Here is a 26,352-nt window from a genome sequence, read left to right as displayed (position 1 = left end):
ATAGTCTGTGTGGTGATGACCAACACACCAAGCGACGCGACCGGCACCGTTCCGGGTCCCGAACCGAGCGCCGTGTCCAGTCCCGCCCCCAGGGCTGCACCCGTCCCGGCCCCCGCCGGCCGCCCCTCGACGGCGACGGCCGTCGTCTGGGACGAGGCGCTGCTGGGCTACAAGTTCAGTACCGCCCATCCCATGGCCCCGGTGCGCCTCGACCTGACGCACCGGCTGTCCCAGGCCCTCGGCCTGTTCGACCGACCCGGGGTGAGCCTCATCAAGCCCGAGGTGGCCTCTGACGAGGTCTTGGCCTCCGTCCACGATCTCGAGTACATCCGCGCCGTCCGTGCCGTCAGCACGGGCGAGATGGCCGAGGACCTGGAGCGGGGGCTGGGCAATGACGACAATCCGGTGTTCCCGCACATCCACGAGGCCTCAGCCCGGATCCTGGGCGGCTCCGTGGCGGCTGCCGAGGCGATCTGGGCGGGGGAGGTCCGGCACGCCGTGAACTTCGCCGGCGGGCTCCACCACGCCAACCGCGGCAAGGCGAGCGGATTCTGTATCTACAACGACTGCGCCGCGGCCATCCAGCGGCTGCTCGACCGGGGCGCCGAGCGGGTCGCCTACGTGGACCTGGACGCCCACCACGGTGACGGCGTCGAGTCCATCTTCTGGAACGACCCGCGCGTGCTGACCATCTCCGTCCACGAGACCGGCATCTCCCTGTTCCCGGGGAGCGGCTTCGCGAACGACTCCGGCGGGCCCGAGGCGCTCGGATCCGCCGTCAATGTGGCGCTCCCGCCGGGCACCGGTGATGCCGGTTATCTCCGGGCCACGCATGCCGTGGTCCCGCAGCTGCTGCGGGCCTTCGACCCGCAGGTGCTGGTCACCCAGCATGGTTGCGACGGCCACGGTGAGGACCCCCTGACGAATCTGAGGATGTCCGTGGAGGGCCAGCGCCAACTGGCCCTGGACGCCGCCGACTGGGCCCGCGACTTCGCCGGGGACCGATGGCTGGCCACCGGGGGCGGCGGCTACAGCCCCTTCTCCGTGGTCCCGCGGACCTGGACGCATCTGGTGGCCGCGGCCACCGGACAGCCCCTCCGGACCAGCACGGTCATCCCGCAGTCATGGCGCGACTACGCCGCACGTGCTGCCGGCCTGGGGCCAGGCGAGGGGATGGCGGGGATCCCGGACACCATGTCGGACGGAGTGGATGTCTGGTGGCGCTCCTGGGAGGTCGGCTACGATCCCTCAGACCCCGTGGACCAGACCATCATGGCGACCCGGAAGGAGATCTTCCCCTATCATGGGCTGGATCCCTGGTTCGACTGACACGCCGTTGTATGCTCTGTAGGTGGGCCTGTGGTGACACGAGTGCACCGTGTGTTCGATAGGATGTCTGAGAATGCCACGCCTGGCCCGGCAGATGTACTGTGCCGCCAGATCGAGACAGTTCGAAGCAAGGCAGTGGAAATGGGGAACGCAAGTGGTTGATGCCGGTAACTTCGCCGACACGCGCTTCATGACGGTCACGGAAGTGGCTGAGATGATGCGTGTGTCCCGTATGACCGTCTACCGGATGATCCATGCCGGCGAGCTCCCCGCTGTGCGTTTCGGCCGTTCCTACCGGGTGCCCGAGTCCGCCGTCGAGCAGATCCTGCAGACCGGTGCCACGGACCACCGGGCCACCGGGACGGATGGCCGCAGTGCCTGACCTCGCCTGGCCCACCTGATGTCTGCCGGCCCCTGTGCCGGCATTCTGGCCGGGCTGATACCGGCCGATGTTCCCGGTTCGTTGCCACACCCGAGTGCAGGGTAAGGTGTTAGGGAACGTTTTTGACCAAAGATGTACGGATCTTCAACAGGCGTCTGTTGCGGATTCACCAACCACACAAGAGGTTTCCCTATGGGTTCAGTGATCAAGAAGCGCCGCAAGCGGATGTCCAAGAAGAAGCACCGCAAGCAACTGCGCAAGACTCGTCACCAGCGCCGCAACAAGAAGTAGGCGCTTCGCCGCGAGGTTTCGCTGCATCCGGGGCCGTCCCGCCGCAAGGCAGGGCGGCCCCGGAGCTGTTTAAGCCGCCCGGAGCCTGTGAACCGTTGAGCCCCCTCCGGGCCTACGATGGAGCCGATGACTGACATGCAGCCCCCGCCGGAGCCCCGTCCCGCCCTCAGGCCCGTCCCCGCCGTCGAACTCCTCGTCAAGGAGGGCTGCCACCTGTGCGCGGACGCCCTGGCCGTGGTGGAGGAGGTCTGTGGCCGGCTCGGGGTGGACTGGCAGGCCGTGGACATCGCCGGGCGTCCGGATCTGGCCGAGCGGCATGCCGAGGAGATCCCCGTGCTGATGGTGGACGGCGTGCAACGGGACTTCTGGCGCATCGACCCGGTCCGCCTGGAGCGGATGCTGACCGCGGACCGGCCATGAGCAGTGACGGCACCAGTCACAGCAGGGGGCCGGTGTCCGGCCTCTCCCGGCCCACCGTGTCCCGGTTGCCCGGCTACCTGCGCGCCTTGGCCGCGCTGGCCCGGGCCGGGACTGTCCGGGTGTCCTCCACTGACCTGGCCCGGCATACCGGGGTCAGCCCGGCGGTGCTGCGCCGGGACTTGTCCAGCCTGGGCCAGCTGGGCCGCCGCGGGGTGGGCTATCCCGTGGCCACGCTCCAACAGGCCATCAGCCGTGCCCTGGGCCTCGTGGAGGACCAACCCGTGATCCTGGTGGGTGCCGGGCACCTCGGCTCGGCGCTGGCCGGATATACCGGCTTCGGAGAGCGCGGGATGCGCCTGTGCGCCGTGCTCGACGCCGACCCCCGCCTGGTCGGGCAACGGCGCGGTTCCGTGGTGGTCCGCCCGCTCGAGGAGCTGGAGGGAAGCGTCGCCGAGTCCGAGGCGAGGCTGGCGATCATGGCGGTGCCGGCCGGCGTCGCGCAGACCGTGGCCGACCGACTGGTGGCGGCGGGGATCCGGGGACTGCTGAACTTCGCCCCCGTGGACCTGGTGGTGCCCCCAGGGGTGACGGTGCGTGCCGTGGACCTGTCCACCGAACTGCAGATCCTGGCCTTCCACCAGGCCGAGTTGCGGCAGTAGCGGCGCCGGCCGGGAGGGTTGACCGGGACGTGCGGGAGAACTAGCGGCGCATGGCCTTCTCCCACGCCTTGGCGCGGAGGTACTCGCTGGAGGGGCGCAGGTAGGCGAAGACGATGCCGGCGACGCCCAGGGCCACGTAGATGAGGCCGGGGCCGAAGGCGGAGGTCAGGGAGAGCACGGCGAAGATCGTGCCGAAGATCCGGGCCACGTTTGAACCGCGGCGGATGCCGGTGGCGATCAGCCAGTAGAGCGCCACCAGGAGTGCCGTGAAGACCACGGCGAAAATGCGTACCGATTCCAGGAACGACTGCATCTCGATCGCCAGGCCGGCCGCATCCATCTGCTCCTGGTAGAGGTCCAGCATCTCCGGGGTCAGTCCCATGTTGGGTGAGAACAGGGAGAACAGCTCGATGACCAGGAATGCGAGGCCGGCCGCGAGGATCAGCCAGTAGGACCGGTCGATCGTGGTCGGCTTGGTGATCGGACCGAGCTGCTGCGGGACGCCCTGACCCGGGTAGCCGTACCCCGGTCCGGGCTGATAGACCGGCGGCTGCCCGTAGGCGGAGTAGCCCTGAGGGGGCTGTCCGTAGGGAGCCTGGCCATATGGAGACTGGCCCTGGGGAGGCTGACCATACGGGGACTGGCCCTGCGGCGGTTGGCCATAGGGCGGGGCCGGGTGCTGGCCTTGCTGGGCCTGGCGTTCCTGCTGGGCCTGGCTCAGCCGGGCCTGGTGCTCGGCCTGCTGCTCCGGAGTCAGTCGGATGCCGTACTGAGGGCGATCGTCCCGAGGCTGGTCCGGCTGCTGGGGCTCGTCAGGCTGCTCGGGGTGTTCGGGATGCTGCTCGTTCATGGCGGGCCCTTCCTGCGGGACTCTCGGGTCGAATGGTCTTGGGTCAACGCTATCGCCCGATTCTGACAGTATGGACCCATGCCTTCTGCGACTGTGCACCTTGTCCGCCATGGAGAAGTCCACAACCCGGACAAGGTCCTCTACGGTCGTATCCCCGGTTACCACCTTTCGGAACTCGGGCACCGGATGGCGGCGGACATCGGCGACTGGTTCGCCGGTGAGGCTCGCGCCTCCGGGCGGACGCCGGCCCTGCTCGTCTCCTCTTCCCTGCAACGCGCCCGGGAGACGGCGGCCCCCATCGGCCAGGCCCTGTCATTGGAGCCGGGTATCGATGACCGGTTCATCGAAGCCACGAACCACTTCGAGGGCGGGTCACGGGTGGCCAGGCAGCTCTGGAAGCCGCGCCACTGGCCCTTCCTGCTCAATCCGCTGCGCCCCTCCTGGGGTGAGCCGTATCGATCCCAGGTGAGCCGGATGAGCGAGGGCATCCTCGAGCTGCGTGACCGGGCCGTGGAACTCGGGGGAGAGGGCGCCGAGGCGATCGTCGTCTCGCACCAGCTGCCCATCTGGGTCACCCGGCTCTCGGCCGAAGGCAGGCCGCTGTGGCATGATCCGCGCCAGCGTGAGTGCACTCTGACCTCCGTCACCTCCCTGCACTTCGACCGGGGACAGTCCGCGCCGCGGGTGGAGTACCGGGAGCCCAATGCCGCCCTGCTGGCCCACGCCTCGAACCTGCCGGGCGCCTGACGCGTTCCACACCACCGCGTCCCCCGAGCCGCCCCGACTGCTCTGGCCGGCCGATTCCGCCCGCGTCTACTACAGGCGGTAGAATCCAACGGACGCCCAATCCCCACTGGAGTATCCGAGCTGCCATGACCGTTCCACATCAGCACCGACCAGCACACGGCTCCGGTCCCCGATCCGGGGCCGGCCCGAGCCGGCGGAACGTGCTGGCCGGACTCGCCGGGCTGGCAGCATTGCCGCTGCTGGCGGCCTGCTCCACCGAGGACCCGCTGGCCGCCCAGGCCGGGAACGCGGACGGCAAGAACTACATCGCCGGTGACGGCTCCGTCCTGGAGATCGCCGCCGAGGACCGCGGCGAACCCGTGCAGTTCACGTCCACCGCCTTCTCCGGTGAATCCGTCAGTACTGCGGACTGGCTCGGTGAGCCCGTGGTGCTGAACTTCTGGTATGCGGCGTGCGCTCCGTGCCGCGTGGAGGCCCCGGACCTGCAGTCCCTGCATGAGGAGTGGGAGCCGCAGGGTGTGCGGTTCGTGGGCGTGAACGTGCGGGACACCGTCGGCACTGCCGAGGCCTTCGAGCGGAACTTCGGGATCACCTACCCCTCGCTGGAGGACCGCGGCGGCCAGGTACTGCTGGCCATGACGGACTACGTTCCGCCGCAGGCCGTGCCCACTACCATCGTCCTGGATCGCCAGGGCCGCGTCTCGGCCCGCATCCTCGGGGTCGCGGAGCGTTCCACCCTCAAGACGCTGATCGCCACCGCTGTCGATGAACCGGCCGACCCTGCCGACGAGCAGGCCTGAGCCACCCGATGCTGCAGGCCGCCATCGCCACCGCCACCGCCACCACCACTGTCAACAATCCCTTCGCCGAGATCGTCATGGACGGCTCGATGCTGTTGGCCATGCCCATCGCCCTGCTGGCCGGTCTCGTCTCCTTCCTCTCGCCGTGCGTGCTGCCGCTCGTGCCGGGCTACCTGGGTTATGTGACCGGGCTGACCGGAGCGGATCTACAGGACCAGAAGCGCGGACGGATGCTCCTCGGCATCGCGCTGTTCGTCCTGGGTTTCTCCGCGGTGTTCGTGCTCGTGGGGATCGTGTTCTCCCAGGTCACCATCTGGCTGCAGGGTGACGGCGAATGGCTGACCCGCGCGCTCGGCGTGGTGGTGATGGTCCTGGGCGTGGTGTTCATGGGCGGGCTCGATCGGCTGCAGCAGGACCGCCGCCTGCACCTCCAGCCCAAGGCCGGGCTGTGGGGTGCGCCGGTGCTCGGCGTGACCTTCGGCTTGGGCTGGGCTCCCTGCATCGGCCCGACCATGGCCGCCGTCCTCGCCATGTCCACGGCCGGATCCACCAATCCGGGTAAGGGCGCGTTGCTGGCGTTCATCTACTGCCTGGGCCTGGGCCTGCCGTTCCTGCTCATCGCCCTCGGTCTGCGCCGCGGCATGGGTGCCATGGCCTTCTTCCGCAGGCACCGGGTGGCCGTGATGCGCTTCGGCGGCGGGCTGCTGATCGTGCTCGGTGCGCTGATGGTGTCCGGGCTGTGGAACTCCTGGGTCGTTCAGCTGCAGACCTGGTTCGCCAACGAAGTGAGGCTGCCGATTTGAGTCAAGAAGACAACGTGCGGGCCACCCGGGCCGAAGAAGCCCAGTCCGGCCGGACGAACCTCCAGCGCGAAGACCGCATGGATGTTGCTGTCCCCGCGCTGGGCTTCAAGGAGTCCCTGCGCTTTGCCTGGCGGCAACTGACCTCCATGCGTACCGCGCTGATGCTCCTGCTGCTGCTGGCAGTGGCCGCCGTGCCCGGATCCCTGTTCCCGCAGCGCCCGGCCGGTCCGGAGATCGTCAACCAGTACCTCGAGGACAACCCCGTCCAGGGTGAATGGCTGGACCGATTCCAGATGTTCGACGTGTACTCGTCCGTCTGGTTCTCCGCCATCTACATCCTGCTGTTCGTCTCCCTGATCGGCTGCGTGGTGCCGCGCGCCGCCAAGCACGCCAAGGACTTGCGCTCCGCTCCGCCGCGGACCCCGCGCCGGCTGAGCCGCCTGCCCGAGTACGGCAAGGTGGTCCTCGAGTCCACCGGACCGTCCCCGCGGGACGCGGTGGCCCAGGCCGCACGGATCCTGAAGAAGCGCGGCTACCGCACGGACATCCGCGAGGAGCCCGACGGCGGCGCTTCCGTGGGTGCCGAGCGCGGCTATGTGCGGGAGATCGGCAACATCTTCTTCCACCTGTCCCTCATCGGCGTGCTGGCCTTCATGGCCATCGGCGGCCTGCTGAGCTACTCGGGGCAGAAGATCATCGTGGAGGGGGAGGGGTTCGCCAACACTCTCGTGGCCTACGACTCCTTCACCCCCGGCAGCGCCTTCTCCGAGGACCGGCTGGAGCCGTTCTCGATGACCCTGGACGGCTTCGAGGCGGTGTTCGACCGCGAGTCGGAGACCCACTACGGCCAGCCCCTGGACTTCACCGCGCACATGACCGTCCAGGAGGGCACCGGCGGCGAGGCGACGCAGCAGGACCTGAAGGTCAACCACCCGTTCGACATCGGCGGCACCCGCGTCTACCTCGTCGGCAACGGCTACGCACCGGAGGTCACCGTCCGGGACGGCAACGGGGACATCGCGTTCCAGGGACCTGTTGTGGCGCAGGTCCAGGACCAGCTCTACACCTCGCTGATGGTCATCAAGGCCCCGGACGCGCAGCCGGAGCAGCTGGGCTTCGTCGGGTTCTTCCTGCCCACGGCCTACACCGGGGAGGACGGCGTGGCCGTCTCGATCGACCCGGAGCTGTACGAGCCCGAGCTGAACCTGAACTCGTACTACGGAGACCTCGGCCTGGACGACGGCGAACCGCAGAACGTGTACGTGCTGGACACGGACAACCTCACCGAGCTGAACAACCGGGACCTTGAGTCCGGCGGCATCACGCTGAGCCCGGGGGAGTCCTACGATCTGCCGGAGGGCAAGGGCTCCATCAGCTTCGACGGCGTCCAGCGGTACGTCGGCCTGGACATCCACCACGATCCGGGCAAGTGGGGCGTGGGCTTCTTCGCCGTCCTGGCCCTGGTGTCCCTGGGCGTGAGCCTGTTCGTGCGCCGCCGCCGCGTCTGGGTCCGTAGCGCCACCGGCCCGGATGGGTCCACCATGGTGGAGTACGGCCTGCTCGCCCGCGGCGAGGATTTCGGGCTGCGCGAGGAGAACGTCTCCCTGCGCCGCCAGTTCGAGAAGACCTGGCCCGTGGTCGCCCCGGAGGACGACTCCGGCGACCGCCAGACAGCATCATCCACCGCCGGGACCACCGGCGCCACCGAGAACCGACCGGAGTAACCCATGCAGTCCATCAATCTGCAGCTGGCCAGCTACAGCGACCTGTTCATGCTGATCGCTGCGCTGGTCTACGCCGCGGCCTTCATCGTGTTCGCCATCGACATGGCGACCTCATCCAAGACGATCCGCACGCTCGAGGCCGAACTGGCCGCCGAGTCCGGCGCGTCCGGTGACGCCCCTGCAGCGGCGCCGCAGCGCCGCGAGCAACTGGTGGGGGCCGGCGTCGTGGGCCAGGAGGCGAGCTCCGCGACCGTCACGGGCCGCGGGGGGACGGGGAAGAAGACCGGTGCGGAGTACACCGATCAGAACCTCGTGGACGATGACATGGCGTACCTGGGCACCACCCGGCGCCCGGCTGCCAACGTGGCCGTGGCCCTGATGGTCATCGGTGTGTTGCTGCACGCCTTCGCCGTGATCGCCCGCGGTGTCTCGGCCAACAGGGTGCCGTGGGGCAACATGTACGAGTTCTGCACCACCGGCGCACTGCTGGTCGCCGCGGTCTACCTGCTGTTCCTCATTCGCAAGGACCTGCGCTTCCTGGGGACCTTCGTCTCCGGGCTGGTGGTGGTCATGATGTGCGCGGCCACCATGGGCTTCCCGACCCCGATCGCGCACCTGCAGCCGGCCCTGCAGTCCCCGTGGATCGTCATCCACGTCTCCGTGGCCGTGCTCGCCTCCTCACTGTTCGGCCTGACCTGCGCGATGAGCGTGCTGCAGCTGCTTCAGCACCGCCGCGAGGCTCGTCTGCGGACCGGGGGAGAGGGCAAACCCGCCTTCATGCGCCTGGTGCCGTCCGCCTCCAGCCTCGAGAACTGGTCCTACCGCATCAACGCGGTGGGCTTCGTGATGTGGACCTTCACCTTGATCGCCGGTGCCATCTGGGCCGAGGCCGCCTGGGGCCGCTACTGGGGCTGGGACACCAAGGAGGTGTGGACGTTCGTCATCTGGGTGGTCTACGCCGGTTACCTGCATGCCCGGGCGACCCGCGGCTGGACCGGGGACCGGGCCGCCTGGCTCTCGATCATCGGCTTCGCCTGCCTGGTCTTCAACTTCACCATCGTCAACACGTACTTCCCGGGCCTGCACTCCTACGCGGGCATCCCGGAATAAGTCATTCCGGCAGGGGCTTGGGCTCGCCGTTGGTGAACTTCGAGCGGTCGTCGTTCGGATACAGGGGGTCTGAGGAGCCGTACATGGAGTCCAGCTCGGATCGGGTCATGGTGTGGCCGGACGGCTTCTCGAGGCACGGTGAGGTGACGGTGAAGCTGACCTCTGGCTCGTCATCGCCGCCGTCCTGTTCGATGACCAAGGTGAGTTCGTCCCGGGTGGCCGTGTAGAGCCGTTCGCCGCTCGGGTGGGCGGCGCCCCTGTCCTCGGTGGTCCAGCCGGTCGACTCGGCGTACTCACGCACGGCCTGCGCGCGGTCTCGGCCCTCCTGGGCAGACGACGCGGAGACGCCGACCGCACCGGTCCACCGGGTGTTGCGGGAGGCGGTCTCGGGATCCGGACTGGAGGTGCAACTGGTCTCACTGAGGAGCGAGACAGATTCCTCCCCGAAGGCCCGGACCAGTCCGGGAATCGCTGCCACGAGCTGCTCCCCGTGCTGCGCCGTGGCCTCGACGTTGTCCTGCTGGCTTCCCATACACCCTCCCAGGCTGATGACCCCGGCGATGAGCAGCAGGGGTGCGATGATGCGACGGCGTGAACTCATGAGTCCTACTGTTCCAGATCCCGGATGGTGCTGACCTGGTCATCGTCCCACTGGTCGCCCCCGGAGAGTTCCGGCTGACGGTCGACGATCGGATTGGTCGTTCCGGCCCGAGGACCAGGGATGTCCTCGCCCTCGTGGTAAAGGACGACCTCGGAGTCCCCGCCGCGGATGATGGACTCGAGGTTGTCGGCGGACGTGGAGTCGGCATCGAAGTACGACGAATGCCCGCCGGCGAAACCGTCGTCTTTGCCCATGACCGATCCGTCTGCAAGGTAGCCCGATTCCAGCCGGGTGGCACCCATGTCCCCAGCGATGTCCGATCCAGACCACCAGTTCGGTCCGTGACCGCCGCCACCCGCATTCTGGGCCGCCTCGATGAGGTCATAGTTCGTCTGGATCCAGTACCGATGGGCGTCCGGGTTGGCGGTGTCCTCCGGTGAGCCGACCTCGTGGCCCTGGCCGGCGGGGGCCACGTAGACGATGTTGTCCGAGGTCAGCCCTTCGGTGCCGCGCTCCGCGGTACCCAGCATGGAACCGCCGGCCGAGTGGCCGATGGCGGTGGTACGGGCAGACTCGGGGATCTCGAGGTCGGCGGCGTGGTCGAAGGCCGCCAGTAGTGGCGCGCCCCGCTCATTGAAAGTGGAGTCCCTGTTGTCCCAGACGAGGGACTGGGGGAAGTCCGTGCCGGCCCAGTAGATGGACACCGTGCCCGTGGGGTCTGGTTTTCCATCGATGGTGTCCAGCTTCTGGTTGTAGCCGTCCACGCTGGCGATCGTCGTCTTCGTGCCGGGGACGAAGGTCACGGTCCGCTCAGTGTCGGGGCCCGGGGTGCCTCTCATGGTGGCGATCTGGCCTCGGCCATCCGTCGAGACGTACAGGGTGGTGTATCCGGGAGCGTTTCGGCTCCCGGTCGGGGGGAACTGGTCACGGCCGTAGGCGAACCACGCCTGGTCCAGCCCCTCCTGGACCGTACCCAGCCGTTCCTTGTCCTCTTTCCACTCCTTGAGGGCGGCCCGCCAGTCGTTGTAGGCCCCCTGAGCCTCGGATCGGGAGTTGAGGTCGGCGTCGTCGAGGAAGTCCTGGAGGGTCGGCTCGTCACCGAGATCGTGAATCTTCTCTGCCGTCTGCTCCCGCAGCCCAGCCACCGTGATCTGGTTGGTCCGCCCTCGGGTCGCCAGCGGCACGCCGTTGAGGACCCCGATCACGCCGGGGTAGAGCAGCGCCATCCGTTCCCGTTCGGCATCGGTCAGGCTCAGCCACGCGTCCTGGATCCCCTGGATGCCGTCTTTCGTCAGTTCGGCGTCGTCAGCCATCGCCGCATCCATGATGGACTCCGGGGTTCCGGCCGGGGGATTGTCCGCCCACCGGTGTTCTGCAAGTGCCCTGGCAGCCTCCGGGTTGGCCTCGAGCCAGTCCCGCAGCTCCTCCTCGTCCAGACCTTTCAGGTCCTTCCAGATCACGTCCGGATCGATCTCGCCGAACTTCTCGTCCAGCCCACTCGTCAGCTTGGCCCAGTCCTGGACGCCGGTGTCCGTGTCACGGTGTCCGGTCACCAGCGGCAGGCCCTCGGTGGTGCCGACGCTGATGGCCGCCAGGGCTGTGGAGAGGGTCTCCTGTGCAGTCTCCCACTCGGTGGTGAGCGTGGTGGCCCGTTCGTTGAAGGCAAGGATGTCTGTTCGGACCCCCTCCACCAGTGTCTCGTCGTCCGAGGTCAGGGCGCTGCTGCGGCGGGAGGAGAGTCCGGGACGGGCCTGGTCCAGGGACTCCCGCTCGGTCTGCAGTGGCTTGCCGGTCTCCACGAAGTCGTCGATGGCGTCCTTGGCCGAGGACAGCGCGGAGGCCCAGTCCCCGGCATGGGGGACCAAGTCGTCCAGGGCGGTCCAGACCTGCTCCTGGGTGTCGGGATGCTGGTAGCCGGACTCCAGTCCCCGCCAGGAGGCCCGGGCCTCGTCCATGGCCTCCTCAAGGTTCTTCGATTCGACCTTCAGATCACCGGCCATCTCGCTCAGCGTGGTCCAACTGGCCTCGGCGTCGGGGTAGCTCCCCAGGGCAGGCAGGCTCATGGGGCTTTCCTCAGTCTTCCGTGTCCGGCGGCGTCACATCGGTGATGGCGTCCACGGAGGACTGCCCCTGATCATGCATGGTGGAGTCGGCCTCCAGGAAGGCATCGGCGGCATCGGCCACGCAGGAGGCCTGGTGCATCAGGATGTTCGCGATCCGCTTGCCGGTATCGGTGCGATCGGCCCAGAATCCGGTAAAGGCTGACTCCGCCACCTCGGCCGTGCCGAAGGCCCCGGACAAGGACTCGCCGGCGTCCTGGGCTCCACGAGAGGCCGTGTCGAGCCGCTGCCCGTCGCCGGCCACCCGGACGAGGGCGGCGTGTACCGTCTCGGGTCTGATCTCGTGTCCCACGCTGTCCACCCTGCTAGCGGGAGGACTGCGTGGCCATGGGGAGTTCTCCCCATGGCCAGAGCCGCGGGGGTGCGGGGCACCCGGGGCGCGCCGTCAGGACTGGTCTGCGCCGCCGTCGGGCTTGGGGGTGTTGGACCCACCGGACTCCGGGGTGCCGTTGTCCTTCGTTCCCCGTTTCTCCTGGGCCTTCAGTTCGGCCTCACGGCGGTCCAGTTCGGCCTGCCGGGACTGCTGCTTGCGCTGGACGTCGAGCTGACGCAGGAAGGCCGCATCGTCGTCAGGGGATTGCGGGCGCTGGGGACGGGCCGGGCCACCGGTGGCGCCGCCCCCGCCCACGGACCCACGACGCCGGCCCAGGAAGAGCCACAGCAGTGCACCCACCAGCGGGACCAGCACGATGATCAGGATCCACACGGCCTTCGGCATGGCCCGCACCTGGTGGCGCGGGGTCATCAGGCACTCGATCAGCGAATAGATGATGAGGCCGGCGGCGACGATGCCAAGGGGGATGAGGAAGCGGGGCATGGCTCCAGTCTACGGACCGGTGCCACCACGGCTAAACCATCCGGCTGCGCGCTGATCACGCGCCGGCCGATCCCGGTAGACTGCCGTGGTGCGAGTCTTCAAGTATGCCGTGATCCGCCTGGCCGTCTTCTTCGTGGTCTGGGGCGCCTGCATGCTGCTCGGCCTCGGATGGATCTTCTCCACGATCGCGGCGGCTGTCATCGCGTTGGCCGCGGGGTACCTGTTCTTCAACGACCTGCGCACCGGCGCCGGCAGTGATGTGGCCAGTGCCTGGGAGGGCCGCGGGAAGCGGGAGCAGTTCAAGTCCGAGCAGGCTGATGCGGAGGCCGAGGACTCCTACACCGAGGGCCGGTACTTCGATCCCGGTAGCGACTCAGGGACCGAGCCCGGACCGTGGGAGCCGAAGGGTAAGTAGCCCCTCGAGCCCCAGGCAACTCCCCGGTCAGAGCACCAGCCCCGCGGCGAACAGCACCGCGTAGACCAGGCCCAGGATGCCGGTCAGCTTGAGCACCGGGATGAGGTCCCGGCGCTCGGTGGAGCGGACCATGGTGATTGAGGGCCGCACGGCCACGGCGGCCGTGAGCGCCACGAGCCACAGCCACGGGTACTGGCCGGTCAAGAGCAATGGCAGCATGATCGCCACGGCCACCATCGCCACATAGGACCAGCGAGCCGGGATGTCCCCGAGCCGGGCGGCCAGGGTCATCTTGCCGGTCTGGCGGTCGGTCGGGATATCCCGGACGTTGTTGGCCATGAGCAGCGCGGTGGAGACCAGCCCGCAGCCCACGGCCCCGGCCCATGCCGGGCCGGACACGGCCAGGGCCTGCGTGTAGGTGGTGCCGAGAACGGCCACGAGGCCGAAGAAGATGAAGACGAAGACCTCGCCGAGGCCCCGGTACCCGTAGGGCTTCTGGCCTCCCGTGTAGTACCAGGCGGCCACGATGGCCAGGACCCCGACGACGGCCAGCCACCAGGTGCCCGACCAGGCGATGAGGCCGAGGCCGGCCACGGTGGCGACCCCGAAGCAGGCGAACGCGGCCGCCTTGACGGCACGCGCCGGAGCCGCACCGGAACCGGTCAGGCGCAGCGGACCGACCCGGTCGTCGTCGGTGCCGCGGATGCCGTCCGAGTAGTCGTTGGAGTAGTTCACACCGATCTGCAGGGCCAGGGCCACGATCAGGGCCAGCACCGCCCGGCCCAGGTGGAATCCGTCCAGTGCGAAGGCGGCGGCGGAGCCGATGAGTACCGGGGCGATCGCCATCGGCAGGGTGCGCAACCGCGCGCCCTCGATCCACTGGGCGGCTGTGGCCATGGGGTGGTTACCTTCCTGGGGTTCTGGAACGGTGGGGGTCAGGTGGAGAAGCGGGTGAGCAGGGCCTGGCGGTCGGTCTTGCCGTTCGGCAGCAGCGGCAGGGCCTCGAGTACCAGCCATTGCTTGGGCACCGCTGCCGGTCCCAGCTGGGCCCGGATCGCCTCGCGGGCGGCGGCCTGGTCGAACGGCGGGCGATTCTGATCCTCTGCCACGGCGGCGCACACGCGCTGACCCCATTCGTCGTCGCGGACCGCTCCGACGAAGGCAGCCCGCACACCCGGGAGCGTCTCGAGCACCTGCTGGACCCTCGCCGCGGAGACCTTCACGCCGCCGGTGTTGATGACATCGTCCACGCGGCCGGTCACGGTGAGGTGCTGCCGGCCGGGGGGCCCGTTCACCGTGCCGGTGTCCTCGGTGAGGAACCAGCGGGTCCTGCCGCCCGGCCCTGCGTCCTGGCCACTGCCGGCGCTGGTGCCGGTAGCGCGGCCAGGTCCGGCGCCGAAATGCTGGGCCGTGCGATCGGCTTCGTTGAAGTAGCCGGCGGCGACCATGGGTCCAGACAGCCGCAGACGGGGGACGCCCGGGTGGTCCCCGCCGTCCGGATCGGTGACGAGGTCCGCAGTCACCCCGTCCAGGGGGACGCCGTCATACACACAGCCGCCGCAGGTCTCGCTCATGCCGTACGTCAGGTGGATCCGCAGGCCGGCCTCGGCGGCGGCCTCCCGGACCCGGTCGGGGAGGCGGGCGCCGCCGATGAGGATCGCGTCGAAGGTGCGGAGGGCATCCACGGCTGACCCGGCGAACCCGGCGCCAAGAGTGCCCGGGCCGGCGTTGGGCACCAGGAGGCGGGAGAGCATGGTGGGCACGAGGGACAGGGCGCGGAAGCCGGTGCCACGCTCCATCCGGTCCACGGCCTCCGCGAAGGACTGCGGCGTGAACGGGCCGGGGGCCAGCGGGACGGGGGTGGTGCCTGCCGCGATGGAGCGGGAGAGCACGGCCAGCCCGGCCACGTAGTGCAGGCCCACGGCCAGCAGCCACTGGCCCTCGCCGCCGATCCGGCTGGCGGTCGCAGCAGCCGAGGCGGCCAGGGCCTCTCGCGTCAGCAGGGTCTGCTTGGGCGTCCCGGTGGAGCCCGAGGTGCGCACGACGGCGACCGTCCCCTCGGCGCCGCCGGCCGCCGGATCCGCGGCCTCGGGGCGGGAGAGCACCCGGCCGTCCTCGGTGAACTCGACCGGGGGACCGGAGCCCTCCAGGGCAGCGGCCAGCGCACGCTGAGCGCGGTCGAGGTCGGCTGGGGTCACGGGCACGGATCGAGTCTAGCCAGTGGCGGGGACCGGGTCCGTCCTCGTGGCTCCCGCTCAGAAGTGGTGCGGGAACGCCGACCAGTCGGGATCGCGCTTCTGCAGGAACGCGTCCCGGCCCTCCACCGCCTCGTCCGTCATGTAGCCCATGCGGGTGGCCTCGCCGGCGAAGACCTGCTGGCCGGACATGCCGTCGTCGGCCATGTTGAAGGCGAACTTGAGCATGCGGATGGCCTGCGGGGACTGGCGGTTGATGTCCGCGGCGTACTCGAGGGCCACCTCCTCGAGGCGTTCGTGGTCCACGGCCTCGTTCACGGCGCCCATCTGCACCATCTGCTCGGCGGAGTACTCGCGGGCCAGGAAGAAGATGCCACGGGCGTTCTTCTGGCCGATGTGCCGCGCCAACAGGGCGGAGCCATAGCCGGCGTCGAAGGAGCCCACCGTGGCGTCGGTCTGCTTGAACTTGCCGTGCTGCCTCGAGGCGATCGTCAGGTCGGCCACCACGTGCAGGGAATGCCCGCCGCCGGCCGCCCAGCCGTTGACGACGGCGATGATCGGCTTGGGCGTGGTCCGCATGAGCCGCTGGACCTCGAGGATGTGCAGGCGGCCGGCGCGGGCCGGGTCCACGGTCTCGGCGGTGTCCCCCTCGGCGTAGCGGTAGCCGTCCCGGCCGCGGATGCGCTGATCGCCGCCGGAGCAGAACGATTGGCCGCCGTCCTTGGAGGAGGGGCCGTTGCCGGTGAGCAGGATGCAGCCGACGTCCGGCGTCATGCGGGCGTGGTCCAGCGCCCGGTACAGCTCGTCCACGGTACCCGGACGGAACGCGTTGCGGACCTCCGGGCGGTCGAAGGCGATGCGGACGGTCGGCAGGTCTCGCACGATCGCCCCGGAGGAGTCCCGCTCCACCTGGCGGTGGTAGGTGAGGTCCTCGAAGCCGAAGCCGTTCACCACCCGCCAGTGCTGCGGGTCGAAGAGGTCCGACACCTTCTCCGGCAGCTCGTCTGCGGAGGCCGGGGCGGTCTGGGAGGTCTGTGCCTGGGGGTTTCGCTGTCCGTTCACCCGGCCGAGTCTAGCCAGAGGCCCCGCGCTCCGGGCCCGGGTCAGTCGCGCCGCATGCTGCGCACGCCCACCACGAGCCCGACGCCGGCGACCGCCACGGCGGCCAACGCACCCCACAGCACCTCCAGGGCCACCAGATCCCCGGCCAGCAGGACCCGCTCGGCCGTGACCACGTGGCTGACCGGGTTGAGGGCGGCCACCACCCGCATCCACGCCGGACCGTCCTCGAGTGGCAGCAGCATGCCGGAGAGGATGAGCAGCGGGAAGATCAGCAGTTGCTGCACGCCCCAGAACAGCCACTCGTGCTCCTTGGTGGCCAACCCCAGCGAATAGCTCAACGCGCCCAGGCCGATCCCGAACACCGCCAGCAGTGCCAGTCCCGCCACCAGGCCCACGGGATCCGCGCGGAAGCCGAAGGGGAACGCCACGGCCACGATGACCAGGGACTGCACGGTGATCGGCACCACCTCCTTCAGGGCCCGGCCCACCAGGAGAGAGGAGCGGGAGACCGGAGCCACGAGGGTGCGTTCGTGGGCACCGGTCATCAGGTCGTACTGCAGGTTCGACCCGACGGCGCCGGTGCCGAAGAGCACGATCATCACGAGCACACCGGGGACGAACCACTGCAGGGTCTCGGCGGTCGACCCGCCGGATTGGCCGATGAGCAGCGGCGTGAACAGCCCGAGGAAGACCAGGGGCTGGACCAGGCTGAAGATCAGGGAGAAGGGATCACGGACCATGGGCCGCAGCTCGCGGACCAGGACGTGGTAGCTGTCAGTGGCGATGGAGCTCATGGTCGGCTCGCTTCCTGGAGAGTCTGGTCTGGGTGGGGTGCGTCGGTGTCCGGCCCCGACGAGGCCAGGTCGGCCTCGCGCAGCGAGCGGCCGGTCAAGGACAGGAAGACGTCGTCCAGGGTGGGCGGGACGGCGGCGGCCGACGCCGGCGGCAACCCCTCGGCGTCGAGGGCTCGGATGAGGTCGGGAAGCCGGCCGGCGCCGTCGGGGATCGTGATCGCGAGGCCGGGGCGGCCGACGTCGTCGGTCACCTGGGTGGCCCCGGTGTGCAGGAGGTGGCCGAGCAGGGCGCGGGCGGCCTCGGCGAGGCCGGCGTCCGGGAAGCCGAGGGTGACGGCGTCCCCGGCCAGCCCGGCCTTGAGGTGCTCAGCCGTGTTGTCCGCGATGACCCGGCCGGCGTCCATGACCAGCACCCGCTCGGCGTAGCGGTCCGCCTCGTCCAGGTAGTGGGTGGTCAGGAAGACGGTGGTGCCATGACTCTCGCGCAGGTCCAGGATGTGCTGCCACAGGTTGGCCCGGCTCTGCGGGTCCAGGCCGGTGGATGGCTCATCGAGGAAGAGCAGCGTGGGTGCATGGACCAGGCCCAGTGCGATGTCCACACGCCGTTTCTGGCCGCCGCTGAGCTGTTGGACGGTGCGCCGGGCGAAGGGCCCCAACTCCAGCGACTCGATGAGCTCGTCCGCGCGCCGGGCCCTCTCGCGCCGCCCCAGCCCGTGGAAGGCGCCTTGGCTGAGCAACTCGTCCCTCACCCGCTGGGACAGGCTGCCGGAGGTGCCTTGGCCTACATAGCCGATGCGCGAGCGCACCCCCGCCGGATCGGTATGCACATCGCAACCGGCCACGGTGGCGGTGCCTGCCGAGGGGCGCAGCAGTGTGGTGAGTAGACGCAGGGAGGTGGACTTGCCCGCGCCGTTGGGGCCGAGGAAGGCGAGGAGCTCGCCACGGGAGACGTCGAGGTCGAGCCCGGCCACCGCCTGCACGTGCTTGCCCGGGGAACCCGGTGCCGTGAAGCGCTTGGCCAGACCGCGGCTGTGGATGATGGTGTCTGTGGTCATGGACACCACGCTATGAACCAATGCGGTCAGTACTTGTCCGCATCCGGAGGCAGAATGGTGGTCATGGCCGATACCACCGCACGGACCCTGAACCTGCTCAGCCTGCTGCAGACCCACCGGCACTGGGGCGGCGCGGAACTGGCGCGCCGCTTGGGCATCTCGGACCGCACCCTGCGCCGCGACGTGGAGCGGCTGCGGGAGCTCGGCTACCGGGTGGACTCCGTTCCCGGGCTGGACGGGGGCTACCGGTTGGAGGCGGGATCCGCGGTGCCACCGCTACTGTTGACCGACGAGGAAGCGGTGGCCCTGGCGATCGGCCTGAGGGCGGCCGCCACCCAACGCCTCGTCGGGGGCCCGGACACCACCCTGGCCGCGTTGGCGAAGCTGGAACAGTTGCTCCCGTCCCGGCTGCGACGCCGGGTGGGTGCGCTGGGCGAGTTCGTCCAGCCCACCGGGCCGGACGGCCCCAGCACTTCACCAGAGGTCCTCGGGGAACTGGCCCTGGCCTGCCGCGACCAGGAGCGGGTGCGCTTCGCCTACACGGCGGCGGGCGGCGCGGAGTCCACGCGTCACGCGGAGCCCTACGCCCTGGTTCCGGCCGAATCGAGGTGGTACCTGCTGGCCTGGGACCTGGACCGGGCCGACTGGAGGACCTTTCGCGTGGACCGCCTGTCAGCTTTGTTTCACACCCGGGCGGCGTTCGCACCCCGGCCGCTGCCACCTGAGGGAACGGCGGCCTTCGTGGCCGCTGCAGTCCATGCGGTCCACGCGGGACCACGGCCTGTGACGGGACGGGCCGTGCTGGATATGGATCTCGCCTCGATGCGCCAGGCGTTCGGGCCCTGGGCCGAGACCGCCCAGGAGCTGCCCGACGGCCGGACCGCCTGGCCCCTGTCCGGCCGCCGGGTCCAGGACGTGGTGTTCGGGTTGTCCTGGATCCCCGAGGGCGTCCGGTACGTCCTGGAGGTGCCTGAACCACTGCGCGAGCAGGTGCTCGAATTGGCCGATCGATTGTCAGCGGCCGCCCGCCGCCGGTGAACTCTCCCGGTCTGAAACTGCCACGCCACCGGCACCGGTGGCGGCGGCCTCGCGGGCCTCAGCGGCCAGGATGAGCATCTGCTCCTCATCCATGGTCCGCTGCTCGGGCTGGCGTCCCTCCTCGAGAGCCGTCTCGGCCGGGGAGCCGGGGACCACGGCGGAGCCGATGGAACCGGGCACCTCGGAGCCGCGCAGGGAGGCGCCGGCGGTCTCCCGCATGAACCAGGCGCAGACCAGGCCAACCGCGCAGGCGGCCATCATGTAGTACGCCGGGAACTGCACATCGCCCGTGACGCCGATGCCCCATTCGTTCACCAGGGCGGCGGTGCCGCCGAAGATCGAGGTGGCGATGTTGTAGGTGATCGCGAAGCCGGAGAACCGGGCCTGGGTCGGGAACATGGCCGGGAACGTCGCGGTGATCGTGGACAACTGCGGGATGTACAGCAGGCCCAGCACGGCGAAGCCCAGGATCGCCAATCCGAAGTTCATGCCCATCAGCATGAACATCGGGATGGCCAGCAGAATCAGCCCGCCCAGGGAGAAGAACCAGGAGGGCTTGCGCCCGTGCTTGTCGGAGAGACCGCCAGCCCATGGCATCAGCGCCATCATGGCGACTTCGCCGATGAGGATGACCATCAGCCCGGCCGCGGCCGGCAGGCCGATCTGCTGCTCCAGGTAGGTCGGCATGTAGGACAACAGCGTGTAGTTGACCACGTTCACCGAGATCACCAGCCCGGTCATCACCAGCATCGGCTTCCAGTGCTCGCGGAACAGCGCCGGCAACGACGGCGGCGCGGGGGTCTCGCTCTCCGGGGTGCCTTCCGCGGTGGTGGGGCCGGCCGAAGCGGCCGGTGCGGTGGGCGCACCGGCCGGGGGGCCGGCGTCGTGCGCGGTGCCGTGGTCCGGCGAGCCGTTCATCTCCTCGTAGACCGGGGTGTCGTCCAGCTTGGAGCGCAGGTAGAAGCCGATCAGGCCCATGGGGGCGGCCAGCAGGAAGGGCAGGCGCCAGCCCCAGGAGGCCATCTGCTCGGGGGAGAGGATGAGCTCCAGCAGCAGCATGATCGCCGTGCCCAGGGCGAATCCACCCAGGGTGCCGAACTCCAGGAACGAGCCGAGGAAGCCGCGGCGGCGGTCCGGGGCGTACTCGGACATGTAGGTGGCCGCACCGCCGTACTCGCCGCCGGTGGAGAAGCCCTGGACCATGCGCAGCACGATCAGCAGCACCGGGGCCAGGACGCCGACCTGCTCGAAGGTCGGCAGCACGCCGATGAGGAACGTGGCACCGGACATCATCAGGATGGTCAGGGCGAGGATGCCCTTGCGGCCGATCCGGTCACCCAGCGGACCCCAGACGAGGCCGCCGATCGGGCGGACCAGGAAGGAGATCGCGAACGTCGCCAGGGTCAGCAGCATGCCGCCCTCGCCCGGGAAGAAGTTCTGCGTGATGTAGGCGGTGGCCACCGCGTAGACGCCGTAGTCGTACCACTCCGTCGCGTTGCCGAGGGCAGAGGCGGCCGTGGCCTTGCGGATGGCGGCGGCCGGGGTCTTCTTCCGCGGTGGACGGGTCGGCCGGGAGAAGCGGTTGCGCCGCCGGGGCTGCGCGGACTGCGGGGACTGCGCGGACTGCGCGACCTTCTGGGGAGAGCCAGAGGGGAGAACTACCGAGGGATGGGACTCTGTTTCGGACACAGGTGATCTTCCTGGTGCGGTTCACCCCGCCAGGGGTGTTCCAGGGCCGATCGGGCGTGAGGCCCGGTCCTTCCGAGGAGGGTGGACCAGGGGCGCCGGAGTCGAGTCCGGTAAGGACGGCCCCGGAATGCTGACTTGGGGACCCACCTGGGATTGCAGACAATCGACCGTAGCCGAGGCGGTGGGGGCCGGGTCAAATCCGAGTGAGGTGCCTCACGGACGGCGGCGGGCGGCCTCGATCGGGGCGAAAGTGGCACAGTGGGACGTATGAGCGAGGATTTCATGGACCCGGTGACCTGGGAGGGGGCGGTCAACGCCCGCCGCGTCCTGGGTAGCGTCTACCGGATGGGACGGCAGGAATGGCTGACGGACGACGGTTGGCAGCAGCTGCGCCGGGACGGCGTGAGTACAGTGATCGATCTCCGCGGCACCCCCGAGCGCCGGCGCCGCCCCACCGATCCCGAGGTGTCCGATCAGGCCCATGCTGGCATCGAGATCCTGCACCGCCCGGTGGAGGATCACACGCATGACGGTTATGAGGACTATCTGGCCCCGGCGCTGGCCGACGGCGCGCCGTATCCCAACCATCCGCGGTATTACCCGTCCATGCTCCAGTACTTCCCGCACCGCGTGGCCGCCGTGTTCACGGCCATCGCCGCCGCGCCCGGCTCGGTGGTGCTGCACTGCTCGGCCGGACGGGACCGGACCGGCCTGGTGGTCACCCTGCTGCTGTTGCTCGCCGGCCGCCGGGACCTGGTCACCTCCCAGTACGACGCCGGCGCGCGCGGCATCAACGAATGGCACCGCATCAGCCCCGTGCCCCATCCCCATGAGCGGCATCTGGACGCGGCGGAACTGGACGCGTTCCTCTCCGGCCGGATCGAGGCCCTGCAGGAGTTCGCCGCCTCGCTGCCGGATGCCGAGGCCGTGGCGGACCTGCTGAGGGAGTACGGGGTGACCGACGACGAACTGGACGCCGTGCGGGCCAAGCTCTACGGGCGGGCCTCGTAGAGGTACAGCTTGGTGCCGGGGCCGTCGTCCGGCGCGGCCAGCATGCGGAGCACGTCGCCGTCCGCCTCAAGGGACACCGGGTTCTGGGTGATGGGCTTCCCGGTTTCCGAGGTGAGGGTGACCGGGACCTCGTTGACGATCTCGTTGGTCTTCAGGTCGGTCAGGGCCAGGCCGCCGAGGGCCCCGGAGACCCCGGAGCAGAGCTGGTGGCCGCTGCCGGAGTACTCGCAGTCCTGGTAGTCCACGAAGTGGCTCGGGTTGGCGGACGTGGACTTCAGCTTGCCGTGGCGGTTCCACGTGAAAAGGGTGCGCGAACCCCAGCTGACGCCGTTGACCTGGCCATTGGATCGGTTCCTGACCACTCCTCCCACATGGTCGTCATGCCGGAACTCCTCGGTGACCTCATGGGTGTCCGGATCGATCGTGTAGACGATGGAGGCGCTGTCAGGCCGGTATTCGGCCACCGGTACCCACAGCTTCTCCCCGTCGAAGTCGATGCCGCCGGGGTGGTAGATGTCGCCCTCGCCCAGGACGATGTCCTCGAGCAGGTTGCCCTCGCGGTCGAGGACGAAGACATGGCCGATACCCTGACCTGCGGAACGGTCGTAGCCGTCGATGGGCTCCTCGTAGCGGACCGTCGGCTCGATGATTTCCACGCTGGACACGAAGATCCTGTCCCCCACGAGGGACATGCCCTGCATGTGGAAGGCATCGAAATCCAGGTCCACCGTGTCCGCCAGGTCCCACCGGGTGCTTCGGGTGACGTCCTGGAAGAGCGTGGCCTCGGGGGTGAGCCGGTCGCGGCCGGGTTGGCCGTGGTTCTCGGCGTTCTGGGGTGCGGAGGGTGCGGGGTCTGCGGAGGGCAGGGCCGTGGCCGCGAGGCCGCCGCCCAGTGCGGTGGCCGCGGCGAGGGCGCCGGCCAGAAGTGACAGGTTGGTCTTCATGATGGGTGGTCTTTCTCAGGCTCAGCGTTCAGGGGTCAGCGTGCGGGTGTACTGGACCGCACCCGTGGCATCGATCAGCTCGACCGTGAATTCCTCGCCGCTTGGGGCGATCTCCACGCGGCCGAAGAACTGGCCCTTGCCGCCACGGGGTGACGCCAAGGCCGGTCCGGCCTTCTGGAAGTCGACGTGCGGACCGAAGGTCGCGTCCATCTCGTTCGGGCCGAAGGATCCGGCGTTGATTGGTCCGGCCACGAACTCCCAGAAGGGATTGAAGTCCTTGAACGCGGCGCGCTCGGGGGAGTAGTGGTGGGCGGCGCAGTAGTGCACGTCTCCGGTCAGGAACACGATGTTCTTGCTCCGCTGTCGTTTGATGCCGGAGAGGAGCCGGGCGAGCTCGAGTTCGCGGCCGAGCGGTGTACCCGGATCCGCATTCGAGATGGATTCCTGGCCTGGGCCGTCCGGGACGATGATGCCCAGCGGCAGGTCCGCGAGGATGACCTTCCAGGTGGCCTTCGAGGTCTTCAGTTCGCGCAGCAGCCAGGTCAGCTGCTCCTCGCCGAGGATCTCGGTGGCGTGGGGCTCCATGCCGTCTGTGTTCTCTCCCTTGTGCGTGCGCATGTCCAACACGAACACGTCCAGCTCGGGGCCGCGCTCGATCTTTCGGTAGATGCGGGCCGGCTCGAAGCCGGTGCCCCGGGACATGGCCCGGCGGTCGGCGATCGGCTGGTACTCCTGCCAGGCGCGACGGCCACGGGCGGCCAGGGTGTTGACGTCGGTGACGGTGTAGCGCTCGTCAGCCAGGGTCTCGCCGGCCCACCAGTTGTTGGTGGTCTCGTGATCGTCCCAGGTGGCGATGACGGGGACCTCGGCGTACATGGCGCGGATGTTGGCGTCCATGAGGTTGTAGCGGTGGCGGCCGCGGTACTCGGTGAGGGTCTCGGCCACTTTCGAGACCTCTTCCGTCACGAGGTTGCGCCAGATCGTGCCGTCCGGCTCCTCCATCGTCTCGGCGATCGGGCCGTCGGCGTAGACGGTGTCGCCGGCGTGGAGGAAGAAGTCCGGGTTGAACGAGCGCATGGTCTCGTAGCCGAACATGCCGCCGACCTCCTCGTTGATGCCGTAGCCCTGGCCCGCGGTGTCCGCGGTCCAGACGAAGCTCTGGGCGCCGCCGGACTTCCGTCCCGGGGCGGTGCTGAAGGAACCGCGCCCGAGTTCGCCGAGACGGCCGTGCTCGTCCTCGAAAGCGAGTTCGATCTCGAAGGTGGTGCCGGTCGGCAGGCCGCTGGCATTGATTCGGGCGGTGAAGTCGGTTTCGGCGGTGGCCCTGGGGCCCCGCAGGCGGATCGGCTCGCCGTCGCGGCCGCGACCATGGCCACGACGCCGGCCGCGCGCGTTGATGCGGTCGCCGTCGGCATCCAGCGCGTGCAGCACGGCCTGCAGACGGCCTTCACCGGAGGAACGGGACCACAACACGGCGGAGTTCGAGGTGACGTCGCCGGTCTGGATTCCGGACGGCAGGGTCAAGCGGGAGGCGGTGCGGCGGGCGGCGGCCGACGGTGAGGCCGGTGCGGCTCCGGCGGGTCCGGCGGTGACGGCGGCGGGCAGGGTGGCGGCCAGTGCGGTGGCGGTCAGGCCGGTGATCAGTGTGCGGCGGCTGGGGTTCTGGAAGGTTTCCATGCGCCCAGTACAGATCCCCACCGTGACGCCAACGTGGCAAGCGGATGAACACGACCGGCCGTCTTTGCCCCGGAAAGTTCAGCCGACCCGGTCTGGACGCGAGCACTATCTCCTGCTTGACCACTCTCTGCTTGACTGGGAACCTACCCGGTATGCATACTGAGTCTGCATACCGGGTAGGTACGCGACTCTGCGGGGCCATCGAGGAGAGACCATGTCCGTCAAACACAGCCTGCTGGCCCTGCTCACCCAGGGGCCGCGCTATGGCTACCACCTCCGCGCCGAGTTCGAGGAGCGCACGGGAAGCACCTGGCCGCTGAACATCGGGCAGGTCTACACCACGCTGGACCGGCTGGAGCGAGACGGTCTCGTGGAGGATCAGGGGGATGACGGCGCCGGCCATCGCTTCTACGCCATCACCGAGGCCGGCCGGGCCGAGGCCGATGACTGGTTCTCCCAGCCCTCCCGCCCTTCGAACCCCCCGCGTAGCGAGCTGGCCATCAAACTGGCCCTGGCCGTGACCACCCCCGGCGTCAACGTGGAGCGCGTCATCCAAGCCCAGCGCTCGGCGACGCTGCGGTCATTGCAGGACTTCACTCGGGCCAAGCGGTCCACTGGCGGAGATCTTGGCCCGGCAGACCTCGCCGGCCTGCTCGTGCTGGAATCCCTCATCTTCACCGCGGAGGCCGAGATCCGCTGGCTCGACCACTGCGAGGCCGCCGTGCTGCGCGCCGCCCGGTCCGGCCACCTGCCGGCGGTGCCGGCCGCACCGCCAGCCCCAGCGTCAGTCCCGACGTCTTCCCGGATCACCGTCCCGACGCCGTCCGGCGCCTCACGGCACCCCGCCTCGTCCCAGCCGTCCCGGACTCATTCCTCCGACCAGCAGAAAGACCGGTGACCGGCGTGGCACGGCACAGCATCCCCCAGGGCCCCCTGGAACCGACGGTCCGCCCGGCCACTCAGGGCATGCCACCCCGCCAGATCCTGGAACTCCACCAGGTCTCCAAGGTCTACGGTGACGGCACCACCGTGGTGGCGGCCCTCCGAGAGATCGACCTCAAAGTCAACGCCGGAGAGTTCGTGGCCGTCATGGGCCCCTCGGGCTCGGGCAAGTCCTCCCTGCTGGCCCTCGCTGGTGGACTGGATTCCACCAGCCACGGGGAGATCTATGTCCGCGGCACCCCGTTGAGCGCCCTCTCGAAGGCGGAGCGGGCGCGACTGCGGCGCCGTGCCGTGGGCTATGTCTTCCAGGACTACAACCTCATCCCGACCCTCAATGCCACCGAGAACGTGTCCCTGCCGCTCGAACTGGACGGCGTGAAGCCGGCCAAGGCGCAGCGCCAGGCCAAGGAAGCCCTGCGCCAAGTCGGCATCGAGGATCTGGCCGGCCGGTTCATCGATGAGCTCTCCGGCGGCCAGCAGCAACGCGTGGCCATTGCCCGGGCCATCGTGGGGGACAAGGCGCTCATCCTCGCCGACGAACCCACCGGTGCCCTGGACTCCGTGACCGGCGAGGAAATCATGGCGGTGCTCCGCCGCCGCGCAGATGCCGGCGCCGGCGTCGTGCTCGTGACCCATGAGGCCCGCCATGCCGGCTGGGCCGACCGCGTGGTCTTCCTGCGGGACGGCCGCGTGGTGGACCAGGCCATCGCCCAGAACGATCCCCACTCCCTGCTCGCGGACCCCGTCCGGTGAGCGCGGACGTGATCCAGGTGCCAGGCCCTGCTGGACCCTCTGGACCCGACGAACCGGCCGGACCTGAGGACGAAAGGCCCCTTGCCGACGTCGGCCCCCGGCCGGGTGCTGCCAGCGGCTCCCG

Annotated in this window: 28 protein-coding genes; 15 read left to right on the top strand and 13 right to left on the bottom strand. The window is 69.4% G+C overall.

Annotated features, from left to right (window positions below):
• Window positions 1-15 precede the first annotated feature (15 nt).
• The 5 genes from C8E99_RS09050 to C8E99_RS09030 all read left to right on the top strand — a co-directional run bounded on the left by C8E99_RS09050 (window position 16) and on the right by C8E99_RS09030 (window position 3,081).
• Window positions 16-1,329 (top strand): acetoin utilization protein AcuC, encoded by a 1,314-nt coding sequence (locus C8E99_RS09050; RefSeq protein ID WP_115933356.1) that lies wholly within the window; start codon window positions 16-18, stop codon window positions 1,327-1,329.
• A gap of 190 nt (window positions 1,330-1,519) precedes the next feature.
• Window positions 1,520-1,711 carry a helix-turn-helix domain-containing protein gene (locus C8E99_RS09045; RefSeq protein ID WP_245952212.1) on the top strand — a complete coding sequence of 64 codons (192 nt, stop codon included), beginning with the start codon at window positions 1,520-1,522 and terminating at the stop codon, window positions 1,709-1,711.
• Between the two features lie 192 nt (window positions 1,712-1,903).
• Window positions 1,904-2,002 (top strand): 30S ribosomal protein bS22, encoded by a 99-nt coding sequence (locus C8E99_RS09040; RefSeq protein ID WP_009882927.1) that lies wholly within the window; start codon window positions 1,904-1,906, stop codon window positions 2,000-2,002.
• A 126-nt stretch (window positions 2,003-2,128) separates the two neighbouring features.
• Window positions 2,129-2,422: a glutaredoxin family protein gene (locus C8E99_RS09035; RefSeq protein ID WP_245952210.1), complete on the top strand. Its 294-nt coding sequence runs from the start codon at window positions 2,129-2,131 to the stop codon at window positions 2,420-2,422.
• Window positions 2,419-3,081, top strand: a complete 663-nt coding sequence (locus tag C8E99_RS09030; RefSeq protein ID WP_115932014.1) for a redox-sensing transcriptional repressor Rex — start codon at window positions 2,419-2,421, stop codon at window positions 3,079-3,081. The genes C8E99_RS09035 and C8E99_RS09030 overlap by 4 nt, the downstream gene beginning before the upstream one ends.
• A 40-nt stretch (window positions 3,082-3,121) precedes the next feature.
• Here C8E99_RS09030 and C8E99_RS09025 read toward each other — a convergent pair whose 3' ends face one another.
• Complete coding sequence (locus tag C8E99_RS09025) at window positions 3,122-3,931, bottom strand: MATE family efflux transporter (protein ID WP_115932013.1); 810 nt, start codon at window positions 3,929-3,931, stop codon at window positions 3,122-3,124.
• A gap of 78 nt (window positions 3,932-4,009) precedes the next feature.
• On the opposite strand from C8E99_RS09025, the gene C8E99_RS09020 reads away from it, so the two are divergent.
• From C8E99_RS09020 to ccsB, 5 genes are all read left to right on the top strand, one after another.
• The gene (locus C8E99_RS09020; RefSeq protein WP_115932012.1) at window positions 4,010-4,678 is read left to right on the top strand and encodes a histidine phosphatase family protein; all 669 of its coding nucleotides are present in this window, start codon (window positions 4,010-4,012) and stop codon (window positions 4,676-4,678) included.
• Between the two features lie 125 nt (window positions 4,679-4,803).
• Window positions 4,804-5,478, top strand: a complete 675-nt coding sequence (locus C8E99_RS09015) for a TlpA family protein disulfide reductase (RefSeq protein ID WP_115932011.1) — start codon at window positions 4,804-4,806, stop codon at window positions 5,476-5,478.
• Window positions 5,479-5,486: 8 nt separating this feature from the next.
• Window positions 5,487-6,281, top strand: a complete 795-nt coding sequence (locus tag C8E99_RS09010; protein ID WP_115932010.1) for a cytochrome c biogenesis CcdA family protein — start codon at window positions 5,487-5,489, stop codon at window positions 6,279-6,281.
• 77 nt (window positions 6,282-6,358) lie between these two features.
• Complete coding sequence (gene resB, locus C8E99_RS09005; protein WP_115933353.1) at window positions 6,359-8,005, top strand: cytochrome c biogenesis protein ResB; 1,647 nt, start codon at window positions 6,359-6,361, stop codon at window positions 8,003-8,005.
• Between the two features lie 3 nt (window positions 8,006-8,008).
• Window positions 8,009-9,115: a c-type cytochrome biogenesis protein CcsB gene (ccsB, locus tag C8E99_RS09000; protein WP_115932009.1), complete on the top strand. Its 1,107-nt coding sequence runs from the start codon at window positions 8,009-8,011 to the stop codon at window positions 9,113-9,115.
• A gap of 1 nt (window position 9,116) precedes the next feature.
• On the opposite strand, the gene C8E99_RS08995 is transcribed toward ccsB, so the two are convergent.
• From C8E99_RS08995 to C8E99_RS08980, 4 genes are all read right to left on the bottom strand, one after another.
• Entirely contained in the window at window positions 9,117-9,716 is a 600-nt protein-coding gene (locus C8E99_RS08995; RefSeq protein WP_115932008.1) for a hypothetical protein, read from the bottom strand.
• A 5-nt stretch (window positions 9,717-9,721) separates the two neighbouring features.
• Window positions 9,722-11,779, bottom strand: a complete 2,058-nt coding sequence (locus tag C8E99_RS08990) for an alpha/beta hydrolase (protein ID WP_115932007.1) — start codon at window positions 11,777-11,779, stop codon at window positions 9,722-9,724.
• 10 nt (window positions 11,780-11,789) lie between these two features.
• Window positions 11,790-12,128, bottom strand: coding sequence for a hypothetical protein (locus tag C8E99_RS08985; protein WP_115932006.1), 339 nt, complete (start codon window positions 12,126-12,128; stop codon window positions 11,790-11,792).
• A 93-nt stretch (window positions 12,129-12,221) separates the two neighbouring features.
• On the bottom strand, window positions 12,222-12,653 hold the full coding sequence (locus C8E99_RS08980) for a PLD nuclease N-terminal domain-containing protein (RefSeq protein ID WP_115932005.1): 432 nt from the start codon (window positions 12,651-12,653) through the stop codon (window positions 12,222-12,224).
• Window positions 12,654-12,741: 88 nt separating this feature from the next.
• Here C8E99_RS08980 and C8E99_RS08975 point away from each other — a divergent pair, with 88 nt between their 5' ends.
• On the top strand, window positions 12,742-13,068 hold the full coding sequence (locus C8E99_RS08975) for a DUF4229 domain-containing protein (protein WP_115933352.1): 327 nt from the start codon (window positions 12,742-12,744) through the stop codon (window positions 13,066-13,068).
• Between the two features lie 27 nt (window positions 13,069-13,095).
• Here the strand turns inward: C8E99_RS08975 and C8E99_RS08970 are convergent, their stop codons facing one another.
• The 5 genes from C8E99_RS08970 to C8E99_RS08950 form a co-directional block, all read right to left on the bottom strand.
• Window positions 13,096-13,965 (bottom strand): 1,4-dihydroxy-2-naphthoate polyprenyltransferase, encoded by an 870-nt coding sequence (locus C8E99_RS08970; protein WP_115932004.1) that lies wholly within the window; start codon window positions 13,963-13,965, stop codon window positions 13,096-13,098.
• Between the two features lie 38 nt (window positions 13,966-14,003).
• Complete coding sequence (locus C8E99_RS08965) at window positions 14,004-15,272, bottom strand: AMP-binding protein (protein WP_115932003.1); 1,269 nt, start codon at window positions 15,270-15,272, stop codon at window positions 14,004-14,006.
• 51 nt (window positions 15,273-15,323) lie between these two features.
• Window positions 15,324-16,262 carry a 1,4-dihydroxy-2-naphthoyl-CoA synthase gene (locus C8E99_RS08960; RefSeq protein ID WP_425452923.1) on the bottom strand — a complete coding sequence of 313 codons (939 nt, stop codon included), beginning with the start codon at window positions 16,260-16,262 and terminating at the stop codon, window positions 15,324-15,326.
• A gap of 104 nt (window positions 16,263-16,366) precedes the next feature.
• Window positions 16,367-17,119, bottom strand: a complete 753-nt coding sequence (locus tag C8E99_RS08955) for an ABC transporter permease (protein ID WP_115932001.1) — start codon at window positions 17,117-17,119, stop codon at window positions 16,367-16,369.
• Window positions 17,116-18,174 (bottom strand): ATP-binding cassette domain-containing protein, encoded by a 1,059-nt coding sequence (locus C8E99_RS08950; RefSeq protein WP_211309011.1) that lies wholly within the window; start codon window positions 18,172-18,174, stop codon window positions 17,116-17,118. Before C8E99_RS08950 ends, C8E99_RS08955 begins: the two co-directional genes overlap by 4 nt.
• A gap of 63 nt (window positions 18,175-18,237) precedes the next feature.
• Between C8E99_RS08950 and C8E99_RS08945 the strand changes: the two genes are divergently transcribed.
• A complete protein-coding gene (locus C8E99_RS08945; RefSeq protein ID WP_115933350.1) occupies window positions 18,238-19,212 on the top strand; it encodes a helix-turn-helix transcriptional regulator in 975 nt (324 codons plus the stop codon).
• Here C8E99_RS08945 and C8E99_RS08940 read toward each other — a convergent pair.
• Window positions 19,189-20,901: an MFS transporter gene (locus tag C8E99_RS08940; protein ID WP_115932000.1), complete on the bottom strand. Its 1,713-nt coding sequence runs from the start codon at window positions 20,899-20,901 to the stop codon at window positions 19,189-19,191. The genes C8E99_RS08945 and C8E99_RS08940 overlap by 24 nt on opposite strands.
• Window positions 20,902-21,168: 267 nt before the next feature.
• Between C8E99_RS08940 and C8E99_RS08935 the strand changes: the two genes are divergently transcribed.
• Entirely contained in the window at window positions 21,169-21,912 is a 744-nt protein-coding gene (locus C8E99_RS08935; protein ID WP_115931999.1) for a tyrosine-protein phosphatase, read from the top strand.
• Here C8E99_RS08935 and C8E99_RS08930 read toward each other — a convergent pair.
• Window positions 21,894-22,856, bottom strand: coding sequence for a DUF6454 family protein (locus C8E99_RS08930; RefSeq protein WP_115931998.1), 963 nt, complete (start codon window positions 22,854-22,856; stop codon window positions 21,894-21,896). The two genes, C8E99_RS08935 and C8E99_RS08930, sit on opposite strands and share 19 nt — an antisense overlap.
• Window positions 22,857-22,877: 21 nt before the next feature.
• Window positions 22,878-24,533: an alkaline phosphatase D family protein gene (locus C8E99_RS08925; protein WP_115931997.1), complete on the bottom strand. Its 1,656-nt coding sequence runs from the start codon at window positions 24,531-24,533 to the stop codon at window positions 22,878-22,880.
• Between the two features lie 214 nt (window positions 24,534-24,747).
• On the opposite strand from C8E99_RS08925, the gene C8E99_RS08920 reads away from it, so the two are divergent.
• A complete protein-coding gene (locus C8E99_RS08920) occupies window positions 24,748-25,431 on the top strand; it encodes a PadR family transcriptional regulator (protein WP_115931996.1) in 684 nt (227 codons plus the stop codon).
• A 68-nt stretch (window positions 25,432-25,499) separates the two neighbouring features.
• A complete protein-coding gene (locus tag C8E99_RS08915) occupies window positions 25,500-26,228 on the top strand; it encodes an ABC transporter ATP-binding protein (RefSeq protein WP_115933349.1) in 729 nt (242 codons plus the stop codon).
• Window positions 26,229-26,352 lie beyond the last annotated feature (124 nt).

This window comes from Citricoccus muralis (assembly GCF_003386075.1).
Lineage (GTDB): Bacteria > Actinomycetota > Actinomycetes > Actinomycetales > Micrococcaceae > Citricoccus > Citricoccus muralis.
The sequence above is the reverse complement of the archived record's forward strand: the minus strand, read 5'-3'. Positions and strand labels throughout refer to the sequence as shown.